We start from the raw sequence: 15,540 nt of genomic DNA, 5'->3' as shown, positions 1-15,540 counted from the left end.
AATACACTTCAAACAGGTTTCTCATTCGCGCCGGACACGCTCACTTCTTGTCGTTGTTGCCCATGCAGGCGTCTTCCGCCTTGCCGTAGGCTTCCGACTTGTCTTCGTGCTTGGCCGGCCGAACACGCCCAACCGCATCATTGGCGCGGGCGCGCAGGTAGACATAGAGGTCGTCCATGTAGCAGGCAACGTTCGGGTTATCGCCGAACGCCGGCATCACGTTTTCCTGCGACGTCGAGACGTTCTTGCGTCCGCTCGCGACCACGCCCATGAAATCCGGATAGCTCATGGTCTTCAGCGAGTCCTTCAACGCCGGCGCGTAGGTCGAGCCCATGCCATCGGGTCCGTGGCAGACGTGGCACTCCGAATGATAGCGGCGGTATCCGGAGTAGGTGTACCAGTCCACCGTGCCGTCAGATGTCACCTTGAATGTCGGGTTGCCATCCTTGTCGAGATACTTGCCGTCCTCGGACTTGACAGCGGTCGGATCACCCACGTCCTCGGCGGAGGCGACACCTCCCATTGCCACGACGAAGATCGCGGCAGTCACAAACCAGATCTTACGCAAAAGCATATCCTCGCGTGCGGATTGAAGGCGGACCGGCGCATGGAGATCGCTCCATGCGCCGGAACGAGGTTGCTCAGCTCACTGCGGCAGCGAGAACACGGTGAGCGTTCCGCCGAGCGCGGTGTAGTTGCTCAGCGCGGCATAGCCGCCGACTGCACCGAGGCCGGCCGTCGGATCAGTCAGACCAGCCGCGAGGCCGATGCCTGCCCAACCGCCGACACCCGACAGCACGGCGACGTACTGCTTGCCGCCGTTCTCATAGGTGGTGACGTTGCCGATGATGCCGGACGGGGTCTTGAACTTGTAGAGCTCCTTACCCGTCTTGGCGTCGACTGCCTTCAGGTAGCCTTCCAGCGTGCCGTAGAACACCACGCCGCCTGCGGTCGCGAGTGCACCCGACCAGACCGAGAACTGCTCCTTGTTCGACCACACGATCTTGCCGGTCTTGCCGTCCCAGGCGATGAAGTTGCCCATGTTGGTCTCACCGGGAGGCGGATACATCGACAGCGTCGCGCCGACATAGGGCTGACCTGCGGTGTAGCTCACCTTGAACGGCTCGTAGTCCATGCAGACGTGGTTGGTCGGCACGTAGAACAGCTGCGTGTCCGGCGAGTAGGCCGCCGGCTGCTCGTCCTTCGAACCCAGCGCCGCCGGGCAGATGCCCTTGACGTTGTGGTCTTCGCCGGCCTTGTCGGTCGACGCTGCGTCAAGAACCTTCGGACGACCATAGGTCGGCGAGCTCTTGTTCATGTCGACGCCGGAGGTCCAGTTCACCTTCGGATCGTACTTGTCGGCGACCAGCAGCTCGCCGGTGGCGCGATCGAGCGTGTAGCCGAGGCCGTTGCGATCGAAGTGCGTCAGCAGCTTGCGCGGCTTACCGTCGATGCTCTGGTCCGAGAGGATCATCTCATTGACGCCGTCATAGTCCCACTCGTCGTGGGGCGTCATCTGATAGACCCACTTGGCAACGCCGGTATCCGGGTTGCGCGCCCAGACCGTCATCGACCACTTGTTGTCGCCGGGGCGCTGCTTCGGATTCCAGGTCGAGGGGTTGCCCGATCCGTAGTAGACGAGGTTGAGTTCGGGATCGTAGGAGATCCAGCCCCAGGTCGCGCCGCCGCCGATCTTCCACTGATCGCCTTGCCAAGTCTTCAGGCTCGAGTCCTTGCCGATCGGCTTGCCGAGCTCGGTGGTCTTGTCATCGACCAGGATCTGGTCATCCGGACCTTCCGAGAAGCCACGCCAGACCAGCTTGCCGGTCTTGATGTCATATGCGCTCATGTGGGCCTGAACGCCGAACTCGCCGCCGGAGATGCCGATCAGGACCTTGTCCTTGATCACCATCGGCGCGGAGGTACCGGTCGATCCCTTGCTCGGATCGCCGTTCTTGACGCTCCATTCGACCTTGCCGGTCTTGGCATCGAGCGCGACCAGCGTGGTATCAGCCTGGTGCAGGAAGATCTTGCCGTCACCATAGGCGACGCCACGGTTGACCGTGTCGCAGCACATCACCGGAATGACGTTCGGATCCTGCTTCGGCTCGTACTTCCAGACGATCTGGTTGTCCTTGGAAAGGTCAATAGCGTAGACCTTGTTCGGGAACGGCGTATGCACGTACATCATGTTGCCGATGATCAGCGGGCCGCCTTCGTGACCGCGCAGCACGCCGGTCGAAAACGTCCACGCCACCTGCAACTTTCCGACGTTCGAGGCGTTGATCTGATTCAGCTTTGAATAGCGCTGATTGTTGTAGTCGCCTGTCGGCATCACCCAGTCTTTCGGGTTCTGCGACATTTTGTGGAGTTCGTCATTCGCGTTGGCAGCTCCGGCGGCGAATACCGCCATTGCCCCAAGGCTGGTCGCGTAAAGCAGCTTGCGCATCGTGGATTTCCTCCCAGGTTCAAGAGCTCAAGGGTTTCCGCCGAAACGGCCCCACTTCTTCCATTTTGGTACCCCAGTGGTAGTCCGATCGAATCCCGCTGACTTGCCCAGCAGCGAAGCGCCGTTTGCTCAGAAGCGAAGCATTGTCAGATTTTTGCGGTCGGATCGCGAATTGGCGGGAAAGGCTGCTTCATGTTGCAGGGCATCAAACGTCTTCAGCGCTGATCCAGCGTCGGATAGAACCGGCCCAAGGTTGCGCTTGACGCGCCCAAAACTAAGTCGGAGGATCACCCGACATTAACCGGGAAGAAATCCCGCCGCCTCCCTAAGCTGTTCAGAATCAGGGAGAAGGCGCATCATCCCGGGCCAGATTTCAGCTCGGTGAGCAGTCACGTTGGGGATCGAATCGGTGGCTGGAAAGATGTCCGATACAGTCCATTCACTCAGCACGAACGGATTGACGCCCAAGCGGCAGATCCAGCGCTGGTCGGATGCGCTCACTGACCTCTGCGGTCAGTTCGACGTCGATGCGCTGGAGGGATCCTCGCTCGAGGGCCGGATCAATTTCACAACAGTATCGCGATTGAAGCTGTGCCAGATCGAGGCAAGCCAGCACCGCATCGCGCACACCATCTCGCGCATCAAGCTGAGCGAGCACCCCTACATCAAGATCGTCTTCCAGACTCACGGCGTCTCGCATTTCGAGCAGGATGGTCTGCACTTCGACATCATGCCGGGCGACTGCTTCGCCTATGATGTGTCGTGTCCGCACACGATCATCAGCCCGTCCCTGACACGTCACGAGGTCGTCATCGTCCCGAAGGACCTGCTCAAGGAGCGCGGCTTCCAGCTCTCCAAGATGGCGCCATGCAAGCTCTCGGCGCGCAACGGCACCGGCCGCATCGCCTATGATTTCGTGCATGCCGCGTTCGGCGAGGCGCCGACGCTGACCCCGGTCAACGCCGTCGGCGTGGCCGATGCGCTGATCGATCTGCTGCTGCTGCCGCTGCGCGAGACCGGCGCTATGTTCGACCGCGGCAGCGCCGAGGCAACCTATGTGCGGGCCCAGGGCTTCATCCGCGAGCATCTGCGCGATCCCGACCTCTGCATCGACCGCATTTCCGCGGCTCTCGGCTGCTCGAAGCGCTATCTGCACATGCTGTTCAGCGATCGCGGCATGACGGTCAGCGACTACATCTGGAAAGCCCGGCTGCAGAATTGCCGGCAGGAGCTGGAATCCCAGAACGGCAAGACCATCACCGACGTCGCGTTCTCTTGGGGCTTCTCGAGCTCATCGCATTTCAGCCGCGTATTCCGGAAGTATTTTGGCATCGCGCCCTCCTCCGTGCACAAGGGCCTGCACGGCGGCATGCCGGTCGATGTAGTACTGGAATAGCGCTTCCGCTTGGCGTGCAGGCATCACGCCATGCTCTCCGCCATCAGGCTTTCCTCGATCAAAAGCTGGGCGCGCAACCTCAAGCGCGACAGTGTTGCGCTGTATCTCGCGGCGCGTGATCCGCGCGTACCGTGGTATGCAAAGGCCCTCGCCATCGCCATCGCGGCCTATGCGCTGTCACCCATCGACCTGATTCCGGATTTCATCCCGGTCATCGGCTATCTCGACGATCTAATCCTGCTGCCGCTCGGCATCTGGCTTGCGATCTCGCTGGTTCCCGACGAGGTGATGGCAGAGTGCCGTGCCAATGCCGGTGCCGTATTGCAGCGCCCGACCAGTCGAGCGGGAATGATCGCCATCATCGTGCTCTGGATCGCCGGCGCGCTCGCGCTGGCATGGGCCGTCCTCGCGTACTGGCCGCGGTCGAGCTAGGCGCGTGCGGCCTTTGGCACCAGCGCCTCGACCGTCACGCCATCATCGGTGGAATTGATGCTGAGCGTGCCTCCGAGCGCGAGGATTCGCTCCTGCATGCCGGTCAAACCGCGGCCAAGCCGGTGATCCCTGAGCAGGCCGCGGCCGTTGTCGCGGACCCGCACCAGCGCGCAGCCGCGGCTGCCGCGCACGCTGGTTTGCCGCTCCGCGGGTTCGATCGTGATATCGACCGCGGTTGCGCCGGCGTGGCGGAACACATTGGTGAGCGCTTCCTGGACGATGCGATAGATCGTCAGATCGGCCATCTCGCCGGTCTCGCCAAGATCAGGCGATATGCTGCTCTCGATCTCCACCTCCGGGTGCGTCTCGCTCCACATCCGCACCAGCGCGCCGAGTGCTTCGGTAAGCCCGAGCTCGGCCAATCCCACCGGCCGCAACCGTTCCAGGATGCGGCGAGTGAACTGCTGAAGCGCGTTGACCTGCTCGAGGATGGCATTGCCGTGCTTGCGTAGCGCAGCAGGATCCGGCCTTTCGACCTCCGACAGCCGGGTCAGCGCGCCGGCATGCGCGCGCAGCGCGAACAGATAGGGCCCGAACTCATCGTGCAATTCGCGTGCGATCTCCTTGCGTTCGGAATCCTGCAGCGAGACCGCACGCTCGGCGAGCTGCCGCTTGCTGTCCACGGCTTCGCCAAGGGTCGCCGCCAAATGGTTCAGTTTGGCACAGATTGCAGCCAATTCGGGCGATCCACCGGGCGCGACGCGTGCGTCGTAATCCCCATCCTCGATACTCGTCATGGCCTGCGACAGCGCTTCCAGCGGCGCAAGCGCGCGGCCGACCACCAGCATCGTCACCAGCAGCAGCGCCACCGCGATCGCCGAGCCGATCTCGAGTTGGGTGACGATGCCATCCCAGATCTCGGCGATTTCGTCGTCGGGATGCGAGGTGATGACGAGCGATTGCGGCTTGCCGTGAACCGAGATCGGCACGCGCACCGAGGTCTGCTCGGGATGAACCAGTGCCACGAACCACTCCGGCGGGGCGCGCTGATCGCCGCCCTCATCGGGGCGCTCGGCGGATTTTGCGGTCGCGTCATCCTGCCGCGTGATGCTGACATGACGCAGCCGGCTCAGATCCTGGACGATCTGGTCGAGCCGCGCATCCGGGTCCGGCGCCTCGTCGAGACCGGCCACGATCGTCGCAACGAACTCGCGCGCCAGCCGGATCACGCTCTGGTCCTCGGCCTGAACGCGCGGCCCAGCTTCCAGCGCAAGGCGCGCAATATTGATGCCCAACCCGAGCGCCAGTATCAGCGCCAGCAGCAGGTTGATCCGTGCGCGCAAGGATAGCTTTTGCCACATGACGTCGCCCCCGACCGAGACCCCTCCTCCGAGAGGATCGTTGACAGCCAAATTTGCCCGGCTATCTAATCGCACCCTATCGCAATCCCGTGCGGGGTGCACAGCCGGTCGGAACCGAGGTGTTCTTCGTGCAAATCGATGTGACGATGAGTTCGTCGAAGCAGGTCGCCGGAACGACGCCATGCGCATTCTGATCGTTGATGATCATCCCATCGTTGCCTCCGGTTGTCGCACCGTGTTCGCCGACGATCCCGAGATCATCCTTCTCGAAGCTGCGGATGCCGAAAGTGGCGAACGGGCGTTCGTCGCGGAGAAGCCCGATCTCTGCGTGATCGACATCAACCTGCCGACCGTCTCCGGCTTCGAGCTGGCCCGCCGTATCCTGACGCGCGATGCATCGGCGCGCCTCATCATGTTCAGCATGAACGACGACCCGGTGTTCGCCGCCCGCGCCATCGACATCGGCGCCAAGGGCTACGTCTCGAAGACCGGCGATCCCAACGATCTGGTGGAGGCGGTGCGCGAGGTCGGCAATGGCGGCGTCTACCTGCCGCCGGCGATCGCACGCAACGTCGCCTTTGCGCGGCCGGGCTTTGCGCAAAACCCGCTCTCCAAGCTCACCTCGCGCGAGATGGAAATCCTGCGCCTGCTCAGTTCCGGCAAGAGCCTGTCGGAGATCGCCTGGCTGGTGCATTCGTCATACAAGACGGTCGCGAACACGTCATCGATCATGCGCCAGAAGCTTGGCGTGCGCACTTCGGCAGAGCTGGTGCGCCTCGCGATCGAGAGTGGCGTCGCCTGACGCAGCACTCCAACACAAAGGAAGATGGCAATGCAGACGGTTTCCCAGAACAAGTCGCATGGCGGCACGCAAGGCGTCTACCGGCATCCGAGCCGCGAGACCAAGACCGACATGACCTTCTCGGTGTTCGTCCCCGACCATGCGGCCGGCGCCAAGCTGCCTGTCGTCACCTATCTGTCGGGCCTGACCTGCACGCACGCCAACGTCACCGAGAAGGGCGAATTCCGGCAGGCCTGCGCCGAGCTCGGCCTGATCTTCGTCGCGCCCGACACCAGCCCGCGCGGCGAAGGCGTCCCGGGTGATCCCGCCAATTCTTACGATTTTGGCCTCGGCGCCGGCTTCTATGTCGATGCGACGGAGCAGCCGTTCGCGACCAATTACCGGATGTGGAGCTATGTCACCGAGGAATTGCCGAAGCTGATCACCGAGCAATTCCCGGTCGATCCGGCGCGGCAATCGATTCTCGGTCATTCCATGGGCGGCCACGGCGCGCTGACGGTGGCGCTGCGCTACCCCGATCGCTATCGCGCGGCGAGCGCGTTTGCGCCAATCGTGGCGCCGTCGCAGGTGCCGTGGGGCAACAAGGCGCTCGGCGGCTATCTCGGCAGCAACAAGCAGGCTTGGCGCAAGCACGACGCGGTGGCGCTGATCGAGGACGGCGCGCGCTTCTCCGACCTGCTGGTCGACTACGGTGACGCCGACGGCTTCCTCACCGAGCAGCTGCGACCCGAACTGTTGAAGGCAGCCTGCGAGAAGGCCAACATTCCCCTCACCTTGCGACGTCAACCCGGCTACGACCACAGCTATTACTTCATCTCGACCTTCATGGCCGATCACCTGCGCTGGCACGCCGCGCGGCTGAAGGCGTGATACTTCCCGCGCCAAAGCGGCGCGACACCAAAATGTCGAAAACAACCCCATGCAAAGTAGCCGGCGGCGGCGTTCGACCAGACGACTTGACACGTCGGGCAACTCAGGCGCACTCTTCTAATATCCAGAAATCGCCCAAGCACCCGTCGCTCATCGTGCCTGCGGCGCGCCGTAATTCGGCGCGAGCAGGCGGTTGCGCACGAGGTAATCGGTAGCGCGCGACCAGGATTCGTCGGTGTTGCCGCGCATGTCGGCGCTCGCCGCTGCCACTAACTGCCCGGTATGCACGTCGCGCAGATAGAGATTGATGTTGAGGATCAGGTTGGAGACCTTCTGCACCACGCCGGTCATCGCAAGATCGGCGCCGAGCTCGCCGGCCAGCTTCACGTCACATCCGCCGCAGGCCTGCAGATTGCTGCCGTGCGCCGCAGCATTGACGGGCGCGGTGTCAAGCACCTGGAACTTGCCGGAATCCGCGAGCTCCTTGCGCACCTGATCGCCGGTCCGGAGCAGCCGCGCCTGCTCATCGTTGCGCGGCCCGTTCACCTCGCCCTGCAAGCTGGTGTCGATCATCTCGAGGTCGAACACCGCGAGCTTGGGTGGTTCGGCGCGCGCCGCCGCAGACATCACCAGCAAGGATATGACGAAGGCAAACACTGATCTCATGATTGTGAACCCGTCGAATTTGTAATCTCGCAACGACAAAAAGCGGGGTTGCAAGCCAGGCCAATTCCGGCATCTTGCACGTCAACGCATGGTCGGAAAAGCGCAATGCCATGCCGAATGAACAATGACTGCGGGAGGAGTTATGTTGCGATGGCTGATCGGCACGATCGCGCTCAGCATGGTGGCGACCGGCGCGCTGGCGGCTGATCCCGTCGAAATCCATATCGGCTATCTCGGCCATGCCGGCGTCAAATCGACGCTCTCGCTCATCGAGCAACCGGCCGACAATGACGGCATCGCAGGTGCCCGCCTCGCAATCGAGGACAACAATACGACCGGGAAATTCCTCAACCAGCGCTTTGTGCTCGACGAGGTCAAGGTCAAGGATAGCGACGATGTCGCCAAGGTCGCGACCGATCTCGCCGGCCACAACGACTATATCATCACCGACCTGCCCGCCGACGCCCTGCTCAAGGTCGCCGACGCGCTGCGCGACCGCGGCACCGTGCTGCTGAATGCCGGCGCGATCGACGACCGGCTGCGCGAGCAGGACTGCCGCGCCAATGTCATCCACATCGCGCCGACGCGCTCGATGCTGGCGGATGCGCTCGGACAGTACCTGGTGTGGAAGCAGTGGAAGCGCTGGCTGCTGGTGACCGGCTCGCATGATCAGGACAAGCTCTATGCCGACGCGCTGCGCCGCGCCGCCACCCGTTTCGGCGCCAAGATCGTCCAGGAACGGACCTTCGAGGACACCGGCGGCGCGCGCCGCACCGATAGCGGCGTGACGCTGATCCAGCGCCAGATGCCGGTGTTCACGCAACAGGCGCCGGCTTACGACGTGCTGGTTGCCGCCGATGAAAGCGAGGTGTTCGCGAACTATCTGCCCTACCGGACCTGGGACCCGCGCCCCGTGGCGGGCTCGGCGGGGCTGGTGCCGACCAGTTGGGACGCGGCGCATGACCAATGGGGCGCAGTCCAGATCCAGAACCGCTTCGTCAAGCTGAACATGCGCCGCATGACGGCGCTCGACATGCAGGCCTGGACCGCGGCGCGCATGATCGGGGAAGCCACCTCCCGCACCAATTCGGGGGATCCCAAGAAGGTCATCGCCTTCCTCAAGGGCAAGGATTTCTCGATCGCCGCCTTCAAGGGCACGCGATTGACCCTGCGAGACTGGAATCTGCAGCTCCGCCAGCCGATCCTGCTGGCCGATGGTCGTATGGTCGTTTCGGTCTCGCCGCAGGAAGGTTTCCTGCATCAGGTCTCCGAGCTCGACACGCTCGGTGTTGACCGGCCTGAAACGAAGTGCAAGCTGCAGTGAGGGAGATGAAACGCATGTGGCGCCGCTGTCTGTTGACCGGGATGCTCGTTTGGCTTGCCGCGACACCGGCGTCCGCCTTCGTGGCCTACGTCTCCAACGAGAAGGGCAACACCGTCACGGTCATCGACACCAACAGCTGGACGGTGACCAAAACCATCAAGGTCGGCCAGCGGCCGCGCGGCATCGAGTTCTCGCGCGACGGCAAGTTCGTGATGGTCGCGGTCGGCGACGACGACACGATCCAGGTGATCGACACCAAGACCCAGGAGATCGTCGACACCCTGCCCTCCGGCCCCGACCCGGAATTGTTCACCCAGGATGCCGCCGGCAAGACCATGTATGTCGCCAACGAGAACGACAACACCGTCACCGTGATCGATCTCGAGAAGCGCGCCCGGCTCGGCGACATCCAGGTCGGCGTCGAACCCGAGGGCATGACGATCAGCCCGGACGGCAAGATCCTGATCAACACCTCCGAAACCACCAACATGGCGCATTTCATCGACACCACGACGCGCCAGATCGTCGCCAATGTGCTGGTCGATTCGCGACCGCGCTTTGCCCAGTTCAAGCGCGACGGCTCCGAATTGTGGGTCTCCTCCGAGATCGGCGGCACGGTGTCGATCGTCGATCCGGTCAAGCGCGAGGTGACCGGCAAGATCACCTTCGAAATACCCGGCCTGCGCAACGAGGCGATCCAGCCCGTCGGCATCGGCATGACCAAGGACGGCAAGACCGCATTCATTGCGCTCGGCCCCGCCAACCGCGTCGCCGTCGTCGACGGTGCGACCCACAAGGTGCTCAAATATCTGCTGGTCGGCCAGCGGGTCTGGCACATGGATTTCACCCCCGACGAGAAATACCTGGTGGTCACCAATGGCGTCTCCAACGACGTCTCGGTGATCGACGTCGCATCCCAGAAGGTGATCAAGACCATTCAGGTCGGCGAACTGCCCTGGGGGATCACGATCGCGCAGCCATGACCGCAACCGACGCCCATATCGCGAATAAGGCCTCGCCGGATGCAGGCCCTGCAGCGGCCGTACAGCCGGCGCTGTCGATCGGCAATGTCAGCCACAGCTACGGTCCGCGGCGCGCCTTGATCGACGTCAACTTCACGGTTCAGCCCGCGAGCTTCACCGCATTGCTGGGCCTGAATGGCGCGGGCAAGAGCACGTTGTTCTCGCTGGTGACGCGGCTGTTCGGGATCCAGAACGGCCAGATCAAGATCTTCGGTCACGATATCAGCCGGACGCCCGGTGAAGCGCTGCGGCTGATGGGCGTCGTGTTCCAGCCGCGCACGCTCGATCTCGATCTCTCGCTGACGCAGAACCTGCTGTATCACGCCGCGCTGCACGGCATCTCGCGGCGCGAGGCGCGGCTGCGCAGCGCCGAGGTCCTCGGCCGCATCGGGCTTGCCGACCGCGCCGCCAGCAAGGTGCGCGATCTCTCTGGCGGCCAGATGCGGCGGCTCGAGATCGCCCGCGCGCTGCTGCACCGACCGCGGCTCTTGCTGCTCGACGAGGCCACCGTGGGGCTCGACGTGAAGGCGCGCGCCGACATCCTCGACCATGTCCGCCAGCTGGTCACCGAACAAGGCATCGGCGTGCTCTGGGCGACGCATCTGTTCGACGAGATCATGCCGGGCGACGATCTCGTGGTGCTGCACCAAGGCCGGATGCTGGCGTACGGCCCGATGTCGCGCGTCATCGCGGACGCCGGTGCCCAGGACGTCAACACCGCGTTCATGCGGCTGACCGGAACGGCAACCCTCACCGGAAAACCGCCAACATGAGCAGCACGACGGTCACGCCTGAGCGAAGCGGCTTCTCGGTGTCAGAATACATCGTCTGTCTGAACGGCATCGTATGGCGCGAGGCGCTGCGCTTCCTGCATCAGCGCGAGCGCTTCGTCTCGGCGCTGGTCCGGCCGCTGGTCTGGCTGTTCATCTTCGCCGCCGGCTTCCGTCAGGTGCTCGGCATCTCGATCATCCCACCGTATGAGACCTACATCCTCTACGAGGTCTACATCGCGCCGGGCTTGATGGCGATGATCCAGCTGTTCAACGGCATGCAATCCTCGCTGTCGATGGTCTACGACCGCGAGATGGGCAACATGCGCACGCTGCTGGTCAGCCCGCTGCCGCGCGGCTATTTGCTGTTCTGCAAGCTGCTCGCCGGCACGGCCGTGTCGCTGCTCCAGGTCTACGCGTTCCTGCTGATCGCGTGGTTCTGGGACATCGCGCCGCCGACCATCGGCTACCTCACCGTGCTTCCGGCGCTGGTGCTGTCAGGCCTTATGCTCGGCGCGCTGGGCATGCTGATCTCGGCCAGCATCAAGCAACTGGAAAACTTCGCCGGCGTGATGAACTTTGTCATCTTCCCGATGTTCTTCGCATCGTCCGCCCTCTATCCGCTCTGGCGCGTGCAGGAAGGCAGCCCGCTGCTGTATTATGTCTGCCAGTGCAATCCGTTCACGCACGCGGTGGAGTTGATCCGGTTTGCGTTGTACGGAAAGATGAACTGGGTTTCGCTCGCGGTGGTCGGCGGCTGCACGGTGGTGTTCATGATCGGCGCGATCCTGGCTTACGATCCATCGCGCGGCCTGGTGCGCCGCGGACCCGGCGGAGGCGAGGCATGACAACAGGCTGGCGGCCAGCACTCGGCGCGCTGTTCGCGATGGTTCTGTCGAGCCAGGTCGCGCTCGGCGCCGACCCGCGTTATCCGGACTGGCCCTGCCAACAGGCCAAGGTGCCCGAGATCTCGCTCGCCGCGGTGTGGGCCGGGCCGCCGCTCGGCGATGCCGAGACCAAATGGAGGGACGATCCGAAGATCAGCGCGCTCGCGGCCAAGCTCGCGGCGCGGCGCGTTCCGCTCGAGGATGCACAGAAGGAGATCACCGAATTCCTGTCGGCCGCCGCGGCCGACAAGGCCAATGCGGGAAAGCTGCTATTCGCGGGCCTGTTCGACACGCTCAACGGCCAGCGGGCCTCGGTCATGAACGGGCTGGAGCGTGTAATGCGCAAGCAGCGCGAGGCCGCGGAAAAGATCCGCGACGACACGATCAAGCTGCAGGTGCTGCAGGACGCCACGCCGCCGGACCAGGCCAAGGTCGATGAGCTCGGCAATCAGCTGGTCTGGGAAACGCGGATCTTCGAGGACCGCGGACGCGTGGTGAAATACGTCTGCGAGGTGCCGACCATCATCGATCAGCGGCTGTTCGCGCTGGGCCGCACCATCCAGCAGGAACTGGATTGAGGCCGACGGCCGATCCCCCCGGGGCGATCACAAAAGTGCCACCGGAACAAATCGCGCCGCCCGTTCGTTGTCTCCAACTATATCTGAAGTTGGGAGACCTCCATGAGAGCAGCCAAGATCGTCATGACCAGCCTCGCCGCCGCGAGCCTGATCACCACAGCGGCTTTGGCCCAGCAATCCATGTCGGGAATGGTCACCAAGATTGACCGACTGAGTGGAACCATCTCGATCCAGCAGACGCAGAGCGGCACCGTTGGCGCGGCTGGCGGCGCGATTCAGGAATACAAGGTGCCCAAGGGACAGTCACTGGAGGAGCTTCACGCCGGTGACAAGGTGACGTTCACCACCACGGACAGCGACGGCGGCAAGACCATCAACAAGCTCGACAAGCAGAAGTAGCTCGCCGGAGCATTTTCCTTAGCCGTGTGAGGGCGGCTCACTGCTCGCCCTCGCGCGGCTCGGGCTCCGCGTCGGCCAGCGGCAGATTGGCGCGTTCCCACCCGTCGGTTCCTTCCGGATACCACGCCACGTTGCGGTAGCCGTACGATAGCACGCGCTTGGCGGCGTTCCACGACATCCAGCAGCTTTCCTGGCAGTAGATCACGAGCAATCTGGCCTTGTCGTCGCCGGAGGCACGGGCCAGGCCGCGTCGCAGATAGTCCTCGGTCGACGCCGCCAGCCTGCCGTAGCCGGTGTCGGGCAGCCAGATGCTGCCGGGAATGTCGCGATGCGGCCGCTCGCGCCACACCGTGCCTGCAGGCAGGTTTGGCTTCGGCGCCCGCGGCAGCACGTCGACGAAGCCGCCGGATTTGTCGCGCCAGATCGCTTCCGCTTCGGTGGTCGTCAGTACGCGTGCGCCGACAAGCGTGATCGGCACGGGCGCGCGATAATCCTCGGTTCGGTAGCCCTCGGGCTCTGCAGGCGGGTCCTGCGCGCGGACGGGCGAAGCGGCGAGCAATATCACCGCCAGCATGGCCGCGAGCCTGATCATGGCGATTTGGTCGCGGTCTCCGGCCCGATCGGACGGTCGTTCTCGTCGAGTAGCGGAACGCCGAAGTCGAGCAGGATCTTGTTGATCGCCGGCTGGTTCTCCTGAATCAGGCGATTGAGCTGCCGCTTCCAGTTCTGATCGGACGCCCGCACGCCCATGCCGATGCGATAGACCAGCTTCGGTCCCGTAGTCTCCTTGAGCAGCGGCGTGACATGCAGCGGCGGGTTCGCCTTCTTGGCATAGAAGCCTGCCATCGGTCCCCACAGGATGCCGGCGTCGATCTCGCCCTTTTCGAGGTCGTTCATCATCGCCTCGGCCGAGGAATCGTAGCGCGTGTCGATCATCAGCGGATAAGGCTTCGCATTGGTCATCAGGCCGTTGATGGCCATGTTGGTCGCGGGCGGCGTTCCCGCCACGATGCCGATATGCTTGCCCTTGAGCCGCTCATCCTCGAGCGTCGTGACCTCATCCAATCCGCTGCCCGGCCTGGCGACGATCGCATAGGCCGTTCGGTAATACGGATTGGTCCCTTGCGCGAGGTCGTCGCCTTGCGGAAAGCCCATGATCACGTCGCAGCGATGCGAGCCGAGCGTGACCCGCACGAAGCCGGTCGCCTGCGGGAAATACATGTAATCGAGCTTCTTCTGCAGCTTCTCGGCGAACAGCTCGCCGATCTTGTTCTCAAACCCCTCGCCCTTGTCATTCGAGAACGGCAGGTTGCGCGGGTCGGCGCAGATGCGCAGCACCTTGGGATCGACCAGCTCGATCGAGAGTTCGCCCTGCTCGTTGACCTGCGCACGCGCGATGTCGCGGCCGGCGAGGCAGGCGATAAAGCCGACAAGCGCGAACAGGACGGGACGGCATCCGATAACTCTCATCACGCGGTCTCCTCTCGATCGGACGGATTGCCGTCATCCACCAATTGCCCGGCGCAGCATGACGTGCAACAGGGATAATCATAGCGACGGTGCCGCGTTGCTTGTTGCAGCGCAAACGGGAGCACGACGACATCGATCGCGCGTCCCGGAGAAACTGAGGCGGAAACATGGCTCATGGCGGTTCGGTGCTTGCGCTGCTCCTGATGCTTTGGGCGCCGACCATAGCGCGGGCACAGGAGGCGGAATTGCCTGTGAGCGAAGTCGCCCCCGGAATATTCGTTCACATCGGGGCGACCTCCTTGATGACGCGCGAGAACGAAGGCGCCATCGCCAATGTCGGCTTCGTGGTCGGCGACAGCGCGGTTGCCGTCATCGACACCGGCGGCAGCGTCCGCGAAGGACGGCAATTGCTCGCCGCGGTCCGCAGCCATAGCGACAAGCCGATCCGCTACGTGATCAACACCCACGCGCATCCGGATCATGGATTCGGCAACGCGGCCTTCGTGGCTGACGGGACCAGCTTCGTCGGCCACAAGGCCCTGCCCCGCGCGCTTGCGGCGCGCGGGCAGTTCTATCTCGACGGCTTTCGCCGGACCATGGGCGATGCATTGATCGACGAGGTCCGGATCATTCCACCGACCGTGCTGGTCGAGGACACGCTGAAGCTCGACCTCGGCGGTCGGAGCCTCACCTTGAAGGCATGGCCGCCCGCCCACAGCGACAACGACCTCACCGTCCTTGACGAACGCACCGGCACGCTGTTCGCGGGCGATATGGTGTTCCTCGAACATATTCCGGTGGTCGACGGCAGCCTCAAGGGCTGGCTGCGCGCGCTCGACGCCCTCCAGGCAATTCCCGCCGAGCGTGTGGTTCCCGGTCACGGACCCGTGAGTGCGTGGCCTGCGGCGCTCGCCGACGAGCGGCGTTATCTCGAGAAGCTGGCCGCGGACGTCCGCGCACTGGTCGCAAGCGGCAAGCCGATCACGGCTGCGGCGGAGCACGCCGCGGCATCCGAGCGGCCGCGCTGGCAATTGTTCGACGATTACAACGCCCGCAACGCAACTGCAGCATTCTCCGAAATTGAATGGGAGTAGCGGTTCGCCCTATAGTGACG

The 15,540-nt window shown here is 63.7% G+C and carries 17 protein-coding genes; 11 read left to right on the top strand and 6 right to left on the bottom strand.

The window, feature by feature from the left end; all coding sequences use genetic code 11:
* Positions 1–40: 40 nt before the first annotated feature.
* Both XH92_RS15745 and xoxF5 read right to left on the bottom strand, forming a co-directional pair.
* Positions 41–523, bottom strand: coding sequence for a c-type cytochrome, methanol metabolism-related (locus XH92_RS15745; RefSeq protein ID WP_194461287.1), 483 nt, complete (start codon positions 521–523; stop codon positions 41–43).
* 123 nt (positions 524–646) lie between these two features.
* On the bottom strand, positions 647–2,449 hold the full coding sequence (gene xoxF5, locus XH92_RS15740; RefSeq protein ID WP_194459996.1) for a lanthanide-dependent methanol dehydrogenase XoxF5: 1,803 nt from the start codon (positions 2,447–2,449) through the stop codon (positions 647–649).
* 421 nt (positions 2,450–2,870) lie between these two features.
* On the opposite strand from xoxF5, the gene XH92_RS15735 reads away from it, so the two are divergent.
* Positions 2,871–3,845: a helix-turn-helix domain-containing protein gene (locus XH92_RS15735; protein ID WP_194459995.1), complete on the top strand. Its 975-nt coding sequence runs from the start codon at positions 2,871–2,873 to the stop codon at positions 3,843–3,845.
* A 30-nt stretch (positions 3,846–3,875) separates the two neighbouring features.
* Positions 3,876–4,277: a YkvA family protein gene (locus XH92_RS15730; RefSeq protein ID WP_194459994.1), complete on the top strand. Its 402-nt coding sequence runs from the start codon at positions 3,876–3,878 to the stop codon at positions 4,275–4,277.
* Here XH92_RS15730 and XH92_RS15725 read toward each other — a convergent pair.
* Positions 4,274–5,638: a histidine kinase gene (locus XH92_RS15725; protein ID WP_194459993.1), complete on the bottom strand. Its 1,365-nt coding sequence runs from the start codon at positions 5,636–5,638 to the stop codon at positions 4,274–4,276. The genes XH92_RS15730 and XH92_RS15725 overlap by 4 nt on opposite strands.
* Positions 5,639–5,819: 181 nt before the next feature.
* Between XH92_RS15725 and XH92_RS15720 the strand changes: the two genes are divergently transcribed.
* Both XH92_RS15720 and fghA read left to right on the top strand, forming a co-directional pair.
* Entirely contained in the window at positions 5,820–6,440 is a 621-nt protein-coding gene (locus XH92_RS15720) for a response regulator transcription factor (RefSeq protein ID WP_194459992.1), read from the top strand.
* 24 nt (positions 6,441–6,464) lie between these two features.
* The gene (gene fghA, locus XH92_RS15715; RefSeq protein ID WP_194459991.1) at positions 6,465–7,310 is read left to right on the top strand and encodes an S-formylglutathione hydrolase; all 846 of its coding nucleotides are present in this window, start codon (positions 6,465–6,467) and stop codon (positions 7,308–7,310) included.
* A gap of 150 nt (positions 7,311–7,460) precedes the next feature.
* Here the strand turns inward: fghA and XH92_RS15710 are convergent, their stop codons facing one another.
* Positions 7,461–7,976, bottom strand: a complete 516-nt coding sequence (locus XH92_RS15710; protein WP_246788449.1) for a DUF3280 domain-containing protein — start codon at positions 7,974–7,976, stop codon at positions 7,461–7,463.
* Positions 7,977–8,118: 142 nt separating this feature from the next.
* On the opposite strand from XH92_RS15710, the gene XH92_RS15705 reads away from it, so the two are divergent.
* The 6 genes from XH92_RS15705 (at position 8,119) to XH92_RS15680 (ending at position 12,956) form a co-directional block, all read left to right on the top strand.
* The gene (locus XH92_RS15705; RefSeq protein ID WP_194459990.1) at positions 8,119–9,300 is read left to right on the top strand and encodes an ABC transporter substrate-binding protein; all 1,182 of its coding nucleotides are present in this window, start codon (positions 8,119–8,121) and stop codon (positions 9,298–9,300) included.
* Between the two features lie 5 nt (positions 9,301–9,305).
* Positions 9,306–10,283 (top strand): YVTN family beta-propeller repeat protein, encoded by a 978-nt coding sequence (locus XH92_RS15700; protein WP_194459989.1) that lies wholly within the window; start codon positions 9,306–9,308, stop codon positions 10,281–10,283.
* Positions 10,280–11,095, top strand: coding sequence for an ABC transporter ATP-binding protein (locus tag XH92_RS15695; RefSeq protein ID WP_194459988.1), 816 nt, complete (start codon positions 10,280–10,282; stop codon positions 11,093–11,095). Before XH92_RS15700 ends, XH92_RS15695 begins: the two co-directional genes overlap by 4 nt.
* Positions 11,092–11,940, top strand: coding sequence for an ABC transporter permease (locus XH92_RS15690; RefSeq protein ID WP_194459987.1), 849 nt, complete (start codon positions 11,092–11,094; stop codon positions 11,938–11,940). The genes XH92_RS15695 and XH92_RS15690 overlap by 4 nt, the downstream gene beginning before the upstream one ends.
* A gap of 38 nt (positions 11,941–11,978) precedes the next feature.
* Positions 11,979–12,557, top strand: a complete 579-nt coding sequence (locus tag XH92_RS15685) for a hypothetical protein (protein ID WP_194461285.1) — start codon at positions 11,979–11,981, stop codon at positions 12,555–12,557.
* Positions 12,558–12,659: 102 nt separating this feature from the next.
* Positions 12,660–12,956: a copper-binding protein gene (locus XH92_RS15680; protein ID WP_194459986.1), complete on the top strand. Its 297-nt coding sequence runs from the start codon at positions 12,660–12,662 to the stop codon at positions 12,954–12,956.
* A gap of 37 nt (positions 12,957–12,993) precedes the next feature.
* Here the strand turns inward: XH92_RS15680 and XH92_RS15675 are convergent, their stop codons facing one another.
* Complete coding sequence (locus XH92_RS15675) at positions 12,994–13,548, bottom strand: PQQ-dependent catabolism-associated CXXCW motif protein (protein WP_194459985.1); 555 nt, start codon at positions 13,546–13,548, stop codon at positions 12,994–12,996.
* Entirely contained in the window at positions 13,545–14,426 is an 882-nt protein-coding gene (locus XH92_RS15670; protein WP_194459984.1) for a substrate-binding domain-containing protein, read from the bottom strand. The genes XH92_RS15675 and XH92_RS15670 overlap by 4 nt, the downstream gene beginning before the upstream one ends.
* A gap of 203 nt (positions 14,427–14,629) precedes the next feature.
* On the opposite strand from XH92_RS15670, the gene XH92_RS15665 reads away from it, so the two are divergent.
* Positions 14,630–15,520 carry a quinoprotein relay system zinc metallohydrolase 2 gene (locus XH92_RS15665; protein ID WP_371818079.1) on the top strand — a complete coding sequence of 297 codons (891 nt, stop codon included), beginning with the start codon at positions 14,630–14,632 and terminating at the stop codon, positions 15,518–15,520.
* The last annotated feature ends 20 nt before the right edge of the window (positions 15,521–15,540 follow it).

The sequence above is a fragment of the Bradyrhizobium sp. CCBAU 53421 genome (assembly GCF_015291625.1).
Classification (GTDB): Bacteria; Pseudomonadota; Alphaproteobacteria; order Rhizobiales; family Xanthobacteraceae; genus Bradyrhizobium.
This window is presented reverse-complemented; position numbering and strand designations above follow the sequence as displayed.